The 8,433-nt window shown below is 44.7% G+C and carries 9 protein-coding genes; 1 reads left to right on the top strand and 8 read right to left on the bottom strand.

The features are described from left to right. Positions 1-127 precede the first annotated feature (127 nt). The 8 genes from ACI35L_RS11820 to ACI35L_RS11785 form a co-directional block, all read right to left on the bottom strand. Positions 128-748, bottom strand: a complete 621-nt coding sequence (locus ACI35L_RS11820; RefSeq protein WP_049669299.1) for a thymidine kinase — start codon at positions 746-748, stop codon at positions 128-130. Between the two features lie 215 nt (positions 749-963). Then, complete coding sequence (gene rpmE / locus ACI35L_RS11815; protein WP_049669298.1) at positions 964-1,179, bottom strand: 50S ribosomal protein L31; 216 nt, start codon at positions 1,177-1,179, stop codon at positions 964-966. 128 nt (positions 1,180-1,307) lie between these two features. Beyond that, positions 1,308-2,588 (bottom strand): transcription termination factor Rho, encoded by a 1,281-nt coding sequence (gene rho, locus ACI35L_RS11810; RefSeq protein WP_049669297.1) that lies wholly within the window; start codon positions 2,586-2,588, stop codon positions 1,308-1,310. Between the two features lie 324 nt (positions 2,589-2,912). Continuing rightward, positions 2,913-3,881 (bottom strand): class II fructose-bisphosphatase, encoded by a 969-nt coding sequence (glpX, locus tag ACI35L_RS11805; protein WP_049669296.1) that lies wholly within the window; start codon positions 3,879-3,881, stop codon positions 2,913-2,915. A gap of 26 nt (positions 3,882-3,907) precedes the next feature. Continuing rightward, complete coding sequence (locus ACI35L_RS11800; protein WP_049672704.1) at positions 3,908-5,194, bottom strand: UDP-N-acetylglucosamine 1-carboxyvinyltransferase; 1,287 nt, start codon at positions 5,192-5,194, stop codon at positions 3,908-3,910. A gap of 147 nt (positions 5,195-5,341) precedes the next feature. Continuing rightward, positions 5,342-5,992: a fructose-6-phosphate aldolase gene (fsa, locus tag ACI35L_RS11795; protein WP_049669295.1), complete on the bottom strand. Its 651-nt coding sequence runs from the start codon at positions 5,990-5,992 to the stop codon at positions 5,342-5,344. Between the two features lie 160 nt (positions 5,993-6,152). After that, positions 6,153-7,010 carry a class II fructose-bisphosphate aldolase gene (locus ACI35L_RS11790; RefSeq protein WP_049669294.1) on the bottom strand — a complete coding sequence of 286 codons (858 nt, stop codon included), beginning with the start codon at positions 7,008-7,010 and terminating at the stop codon, positions 6,153-6,155. Positions 7,011-7,177: 167 nt separating this feature from the next. Next, complete coding sequence (locus ACI35L_RS11785) at positions 7,178-7,558, bottom strand: response regulator (RefSeq protein WP_049672703.1); 381 nt, start codon at positions 7,556-7,558, stop codon at positions 7,178-7,180. Between the two features lie 223 nt (positions 7,559-7,781). Between ACI35L_RS11785 and ACI35L_RS11780 the strand changes: the two genes are divergently transcribed. Further along, a complete protein-coding gene (locus tag ACI35L_RS11780) occupies positions 7,782-8,327 on the top strand; it encodes a DUF2529 family protein (protein ID WP_049669293.1) in 546 nt (181 codons plus the stop codon). Positions 8,328-8,433: the final 106 nt, after the last annotated feature.

Raw genomic sequence — 8,433 nt, 5'->3', positions numbered from 1 at the left:
GTTAGTTGAACCAATCGGGCTTTTACGGATAATTGCTGCCTCTTAAGCTTCTCGATTTCCTCATGCTTTTTTTCCGTTAAAGCGGGACAAAAAAACACCCTCTCATCATGAAGGTGTTTAACTGATTTTATTCACATATACCGCCATCAAGCGGGGTTGGTACAGCCTCTTTCTTGCCAGGCACTTCATGGTGGTGACGGCATCTAGGCTCATAGGACTCGGATGCGCCAACCAAAATGATTGGATCGTCATATCCTGCCGGTCTCTCGTCGATAAGACGCTGCGTACGGCTGGCTGGTGATCCGCATACAGAGCAGACAGCCTGAAGCTTGGTCACTTGTTCCGCAAGACACATCAGCTGCGGCATCGGTCCAAACGGCTCACCGCGGAAGTCTTGGTCAAGACCAGCTAAGATGACACGATAGCCGCTGTCAGCCAAGTGCTGAGCAACCTCGACAATCTCGTCATCGAAGAATTGGACTTCATCAATGGCAATTAAATCTGTTTCCATATCAATATGTTCAAAGATTTTTGATGAATGCGTAATGGATTTCGCTATAACAGATGATCCATTGTGGGAAACGACCGCCTCCTCACTGTAACGATTATCAATAGCGGGTTTAAATACAGCGATGGATTGCTTAGCGAATACCGCTCTCCTCACCCTTCTGATCAGTTCTTCAGATTTGCCGGAAAACATGCTGCCGCAAATTAGTTCCATCCAGCCCGTTTGTTTCATTTCGTACATGCGATGGTGTCTCCCTTCCTTCACTCATACTCGATCAATTCATCATAAGAATAATGTTTACCACTGTATCCTATTATATCATGACTAAAAATCCTTAAAAATGTATAATTACGATTCTTGCTTAAATTCCAAAATGGACCATATTCATATGGAAATGGGCCCAATAAAAAACAGGCAAGCGGCTAGCCCGCTGCCTGTTCCTAGTAAAATCATTATTATTGTTGTTGTTGAGATTTGAATCCGTACTTCTTGTTGAAACGTTCAACACGTCCATCAGCAGAAGCGAATTTTTGACGTCCAGTGTAGAATGGGTGGCACTCAGAGCAAACCTCTACGCGCACTTCTTCTTTAACGGAGCCAGTTTCAAATTCATTACCACAAGCACATTTAACCATGGCTTTTTTGTAATTAGGGTGAATTCCTGCTTTCATCTTTTCCACTCCTTCCGCCCTGAGTCTTTCGAAACAGAGTTATAAGGTGCCTTTTCACACAAGTGAAGTGCACTTAAAACAGTATAACAGACATACTTTTATAAATCAACAAATCGCCTCTGTTTTATTTAGAGGATTCTTTTGTTGTTCGTTGATTTCTTCATTTCCTCATCGAGGTAGTCAAAGAACTCTTGATTTGTCTTAGTTTGCTTCAATTTACGCAATAAACGCTCGGCAAAGTCTGGCATATCGGACATCGTTTTGCGGATTGCCCATAGCTTCTCGAGATGATCCTTTGGAATGATGAGCTCTTCTTTCCGTGTGCCGGAGCGGCGGATATCGATTGCTGGGAAGATTCTTCTCTCCGCAAGCGAACGATCAAGATGAAGCTCCATATTCCCTGTTCCTTTGAATTCCTCATAGATAACATCATCCATACGTGAGCCAGTATCCACGAGTGCTGTTGCCAGAATCGTCAAGCTTCCGCCCTCCTCAATATTACGGGCCGCGCCGAAGAAACGCTTCGGACGGTGGAAGGCTGCCGGGTCAATCCCTCCGGAAAGGGTTCTTCCGCTTGGCGGGATGACCAGGTTATAGGCTCTCGCTAGTCTCGTGATACTGTCCATTAGGATAATCACGTCACGTTTATGCTCAACAAGACGCATCGCTCTCTCTAATACGAGTTCAGCCACCTTAATATGATTCTCTGGCACTTCATCAAAGGTAGAGCTGACGACATCCCCTTGTACGGAACGCTCGATATCTGTTACCTCTTCTGGACGCTCATCAATCAGGAGGACAATTAATTCCGCCTCCGGATGATTCGTTGTGATTGCATTAGCAATCTCTTTCAGGAGCATTGTTTTACCAGCCTTTGGCGGTGCAACAATCAAGCCCCTTTGACCGAATCCAACTGGAGAGATAATATCCATGACACGTGTTGACATATTGCGAGGCGTTGTCTCAAGAACGACCTGACGATCTGGGTAGAGCGGTGTAAGAGCCGGGAAATGGACGCGCTCCTTCGCTGATTCAGGATTATCACCATTGACTGCCTCCACATGAAGCAGGCCGTAATAGCGTTCATTTTCCTTAGGCGGACGCACCTTACCAGATACCTTGTCCCCATTTCGAAGATCGAAACGGCGAATTTGGGAAGCAGATATATAAATATCCTCGCTGCTCGGAGAATAATTGATTGGGCGCAGGAAGCCAAAGCCCTCAGAAGGAATGATTTCAAGGACACCTTCCATAAATAAATAACCGTCCCGCTCTGCTTGCGCCTTTAAAATGGCAAAAATAAGCTCTTTCTTCGTCAACTTACTGTAATAGGATACTTTATATTTCTTTGCTTGTTCATATAGTTCTTTCAGTTTTAAATTCTCTAAATCGGAAATCGTTAATTCCATTATGACACCACACTTTAAAATAAGTTGTATTTGTATTGCTTGTGATTGATTAAATGATACTTGGATAGGAAATCAAGAAGAAAAGAATCAGAAGGTATTAGAAGCAGTTGTGGTATAATTGTACACCTTTACATTGCGTTAATATTCTTTACAATAGCGAAACATACCTAATTGTACTCGGTTTTCATGCATACTTCAACTTTGAGTGTTCTTCTATGAAATTCACACAACTACCGCAATATTCTCAATATAACACAATTTCAAAAATATTATAACAAATCCCCCAGTTTATTTATCTGGAGGATTTGCCTGAAATTCACCAAACTACGGTTTGATGACCAGATTTGGTTTTTTCTTCAAGCTATGTTTGCCATCGATGAAGCGGACTGTTCCTGACTTCGCTCTCATAACGATGGAGTGTGTGTGACCATAATTATTGCTCTTGAATTGAACGCCTCTCAGCAATTCGCCGTCTGTTACGCCTGTAGCAGCGAATATGGCGTCATCCCCGCGGACAAGGTCTTCCATGAGGAGAATCTTGTTGACGTCAATGCCCATATTCAAGCAGCGCTCTTGCTCGGCTTCACTTTGTGGGATAAGCTTGCCTTGGATTTCGCCTCCGAGGCATTTGAGGGCTACAGCAGCAAGCACACCTTCTGGGGCTCCGCCTGAACCGAATAAAATATCTACACCTGTATTATCAAAGGCTGTATTGATTGCCCCTGCCACATCACCATCATTAATTAACTTAATGCGGGCGCCGGCTTCTCTCAGCTGGTGAATGATATGCTCGTGACGTTCACGGTTTAAGACAGTGGCAACAATGTCCTCGATATCTTTATTCTTGGCTTTGGCTACGGCTTTCAGGTTGTCAATGATTGGGGCGTTAATGTCAATTTGACCAACCGCCTCAGGTCCAACCGCAATCTTGTCCATATACATGTCAGGCGCATGCAGCAAATTCCCATGGTCTGCCACAGCCAGTACAGCCAAGGCATTCCAGCCGCCTGATGCGACGATGTTCGTTCCTTCAAGCGGGTCAACAGCTACGTCTACACGCTGGCCGTATCCCGTCCCTAATTTCTCGCCGATATAGAGCATTGGGGCCTCGTCCATTTCACCTTCACCAATGACGACCGTCCCTTTCATCGGAACCGTATCAAATACATCCCGCATAGCGCTTGTTGCGGCATCATCCGCTTCATCCTTCTTGCCGCGTCCCATCCATCTTGCAGATGCCAAGGCTGCGGCCTCGGTAACCCTAACCAATTCCATCGATAAGCTTCTTTCCATTCCTGCTTCCCCCGATTCTTTTTGGCTTACGAATTCTTCAGCTGTTCAATCTCTCGTTCTGTTAATCCTTCTCTCCAAATCGTCGCTCCAAGCCCGGAAAGCTTGTCTACGATAAAACTATAACCGCGGTCTATATGTTCTACGCCGGTTATCTCTGTTACACCTTCTGCCAGAAGCCCTGCCGCAATTAAAGCTGCTCCAGCCCGCAGATCGCTTGCCTTCACCTTCGCGCCAGTCAATTTAACCGGTCCATTCACGATTGCTGAACGACCCTCTACCTTAATATCGGCATTCATTCTCCGCAACTCATCAATATGCTTAAAACGTGCCCCATAGATGGTGTCAGTGACAACCGCTGAACCGCTCGCTTTTGTTAAAAGAGCCGTGAAAGGCTGCTGCAGATCAGTCGGAAAACCTGGGTAAACCAATGTCTTTATGTCGACTGCCTTCAATTTATCTGTCTTCGGAATGTAGATTTGATCATCCCGCTCTTCAATGACGACGCCCATTTCCCTCATCTTAGCGATAAGAGATTCCAGATGCTGAGGAATCACATTATCAATGAGAACGCCATCTCCGGCTGCCGCCGCAATGATCATGTATGTGCCTGCCTCAATCCGGTCTGGAATAATGGTATGACGGCATCCGTGCAGCTCTTCTACACCCTCGATGCGAATCACATCCGTTCCAGCTCCCTTGATCCGTGCGCCCATATTGGTTAAAAGGGTAGCCACATCAATGATTTCCGGCTCTTTGGCGGCATTCTCAATAATCGTTTTCCCTTTTGCCAAAACGGCTGCAAGCATAATATTAATCGTCGCCCCAACACTGACGACATCCAAATAAATGCGGGCACCGCGAAGCTCATCCGCACGCAGGTAAATAGCTCCCTGCTCATTGGTTACTTGTGCACCAAGCGCCTCAAATCCTTTAATATGCTGGTCAATGGGCCTTGGACCGAGGTAACATCCGCCGGGAAGCCCAATGACAGCCTTCTTGAATTTGCCGAGCATTGCGCCCATCAAGTAGTAGGAAGCCCGCAGCTGCTTAACACGCCCGTTTGGCAAAGGCATCGGAATCATCTTAGAAGGGTCCACTGTCATTTCGTTATTCTCAAGGGTAACCTTGCCGCCAATCTCTTCAAGCAATCCTTTGAGCATTTCCACGTCAGAGATCTCAGGCAGTCCCTCAATCGTAACCGATGAACCCGCCAAAATAGTCGCCGGGATCAAAGCCACAGCGCTATTCTTGGCACCACTTATGCGAACTTCCCCTTTTAACGGGTATCCACCCGCTATTTTCAGCTTTTCCATAATTACTCCCTTCAGCGCCACATGTTGGTCAATCTGCTCATACGTGTTGGCGAGAATAAGGTATTTCTTTGAATCAATCCCCTGTAAGAATCCTTGCATCTTACTATTTTACACAATTTCCCATATATAATGTATATCTTTTGGAAATTATTGTCCTTCTCTTCCTTGCCAATCTTTCAAGAAGCCTTCAATTCCTTTATCAGTCAATGGATGCTTGCATAATTGCAGGATGACCTTATATGGAATCGTCGCAATATGCGCACCGCGCAAGGCTGCCTGTGTCACGTGCTGCGGGTGACGGATGCTTGCCGCAATGATTTCAGAATCAATATCATGAATGGCGAAGATCTCCGCAATTTCAGAAATCAAATCCAGCCCATTTTGGCCAATGTCATCAAGTCTTCCAATGAACGGAGACACATAGGTTGCACCAGCACGTGCAGCTAAAAGTGCTTGATTGGCATTAAAGATGAGCGTGACATTCGTTTTGATGCCCTCATCTGTCAAAGCACGAACGGCTTTCAATCCGTCCGGAGTCATTGGAACCTTCACCGTAATATTTGGAGCGATTTTCGCAAGCTCTTTCCCTTCGCGAATCATTTCCTCTGCATCCAGTGAAATAACCTCTGCACTGACAGAACCGGGAACTAGTGCCGTAATCTCGCGGAGGCGGTCATGAAAGGATACACCTTTTTCTTTAGCCACTAATGATGGATTTGTTGTTACACCAGCAAGCACGCCTAATGCATGCGCTTCCTTTATTTCATCTAAATTAGCTGTATCGATAAAAAACTTCATCCTTTTCTTCCTCCCGTAATATGAGTTTTGGTCTGCTTATATTGTGGCACTGTTCACCCTATTAGAGCAAATAATTATACCCCCATTTTTCCAAAAATTATTTTAACTCAAAAAAAGATGCTCTCTACAAAAAGAGAGCATCTCTTGATATATGGAAAAATTAAGCTTTTCCGTTAGAACCGAATTCGCGGATTTTGCCAACAACTGTTTCTTTGATAGCTTCGCGTCCTGGTCCGATGAATTTACGTGGATCGTAAACTTCTTTGTCAGCGTCAAGCACTTCGCGAACGCGTTTTGCGAATGCAATTTGGTTCTCAGTGTTAACGTTGATTTTAGAAGTACCTAAAGAGATAGATTTTTTGATATCTGCTTCAGGGATACCAGTACCACCGTGTAGTACTAATGGCATGTTAGTAAGGTTTTTGATTTCTTCCATTTCAGCGAAGCCAAGGTTTGGTTCACCTTTGTAAGGACCATGTACAGAACCAAGTGCTGGAGCAAGGCAGTCGATGCCAGTTTTCTCAACAAGTTCTTTACATTCTTGAGCATCAGCATAGATTACGCCGTCAGCAACAACGTCGTCTTCTTGTCCGCCGACAGTTCCAAGTTCTGCTTCAACAGAAACTCCGTTAGCGTGAGCGTAGTCAACAACCTTTTTAGTTGTTTCAACGTTCTCTTCGAATGGATGGTGAGAAGCATCGATCATAACAGATGTGAAACCTGCATCGATTGCCGCTTTACATTTATCGAAAGAAGAACCGTGGTCAAGGTGAATAGCAACAGGAACAGTGATGTTCATGTCTTCTAAAAGACCTTTAACCATCATTACAACGGTTTTGAATCCGCCCATATGACGAGCAGCACCCTCAGATACACCAAGGATAACTGGTGATTTTTCTTCTTCTGCAGCAGCTAGGATAGCTTGAGTCCACTCAAGGTTGTTGATGTTGAATTGACCAACTGCATATTTACCTTCCAATGCTTTGTTAAGCATTTCTGTCATTGAAACTAAAGGCATGTTTTTTCCTCCTTGTTAATAATAAGAGAACTTAAAAAGTTGTCTCTTATCATTTTCCCAAACGGGTCGATATGTATTCCTTATCTGAGAAAAGACCTCAGAAAAGAAGCCACATATAGCATACCAAAATTGTGAAGAAAGTATCAATAATGAAGACACATTTCCTCCTAACTGTCATAATTTACTACTAGAAGGTGCTTTTTGACAGCTTTTCGAATATCATCAATGTCAAATGGCTTGGCAAAATGAGTCAATGCTCCCAGGCTGAGTGCCTCCTGAATCATATCCAGCTCTCCATAGGCTGTCATGATCAGTACACGAATATCTTTATCCGCCTGCTTCATCCTCTTCAAGATCTCGATGCCGTCCATGCCTGGAATCTTCATATCAAGCAGGACAAGATCCGGGTCCTCTTGCTTTTGGAGGACAAGTGCCTGCTCCCCATTTGCAGCCAGGAAAGTCTGGTAGCCCTCTTGCTGCAGTACTTCATTCAATAGTATCCTGATTCCGAACTGATCATCCACGATGAGTATTTTTTTATCGTTCATATTCTTCACAGCTCCTTCTAAAACCGCTAACCTGTATACCATTTCTATATATATCTTCTCTCTTAAAGCCAAAAAACCCTTTAAAATCCATAAATTGGATAACAAAAATCATATTCTCTTCTTAATCTATCATGAAAGCTTTGACAAGTTCATGAGATTCGCATACTGTATCTACTAGATATAGGCACATTCCCTAAAAAAATTGAACAGGAGCTGATTTCAGATGCTAAAGATTTTCCTGACACAATTAACAGGTGTATATAAAAAAATCGAGCAAGATGAGCAAGATACTATTGAGGATGCTGCACGCTTACTTGCCCAGGCTCTTGCAGCAAAAGGACAAGTCTACATCCATGGCTTCAAGGAAATGGAGGGCATTGTCGCTCAAGCCATTAACGGACCTGAACCATTGAAGGGCATGAAGAAGCTGTACAGCGGACAATACATGGTCCAAGCCGAGCAGCGCGACCGCGCCATTATCTTCGCCCGTTCAGCGACGGAAAAAGAAGCCGTCGCCCTGGCTGAATCTCTGCGCGGCCAGCACGTCCCATTTGTCGCCGTTTCTCAAGGTGTAACAGCTGAAGAAGAAGGCAAGCCAAACCTAGCTGAGATCGCAGATGTACACATTGACATCAAGGCTACGCGCGGTCTTGTACCAAATGAAGACGGCACAAGAAGCGGCCTTCCAACCCTTGCCGCCGCCCTCTTCGCCTACCAAGGAATCATCCTGGCAGTGGATGAAATACTGCGGGAGTATGAAGAAGAATAAGGTGTTATGAATGAAAAGACACGGACATGTTTGCCTGTTTGATGGGCGCGTGGCCGTGCCTTTTTTATTTATTGGAACGAGGAGCGGGTTTGTGCGATCTTTTGTA

The sequence above is a fragment of the Pradoshia sp. genome, from assembly GCF_051873915.1.
Classification (GTDB): domain Bacteria; phylum Bacillota; class Bacilli; order Bacillales; family Pradoshiaceae; genus Pradoshia.
This window is presented reverse-complemented; position numbering and strand designations above follow the sequence as displayed.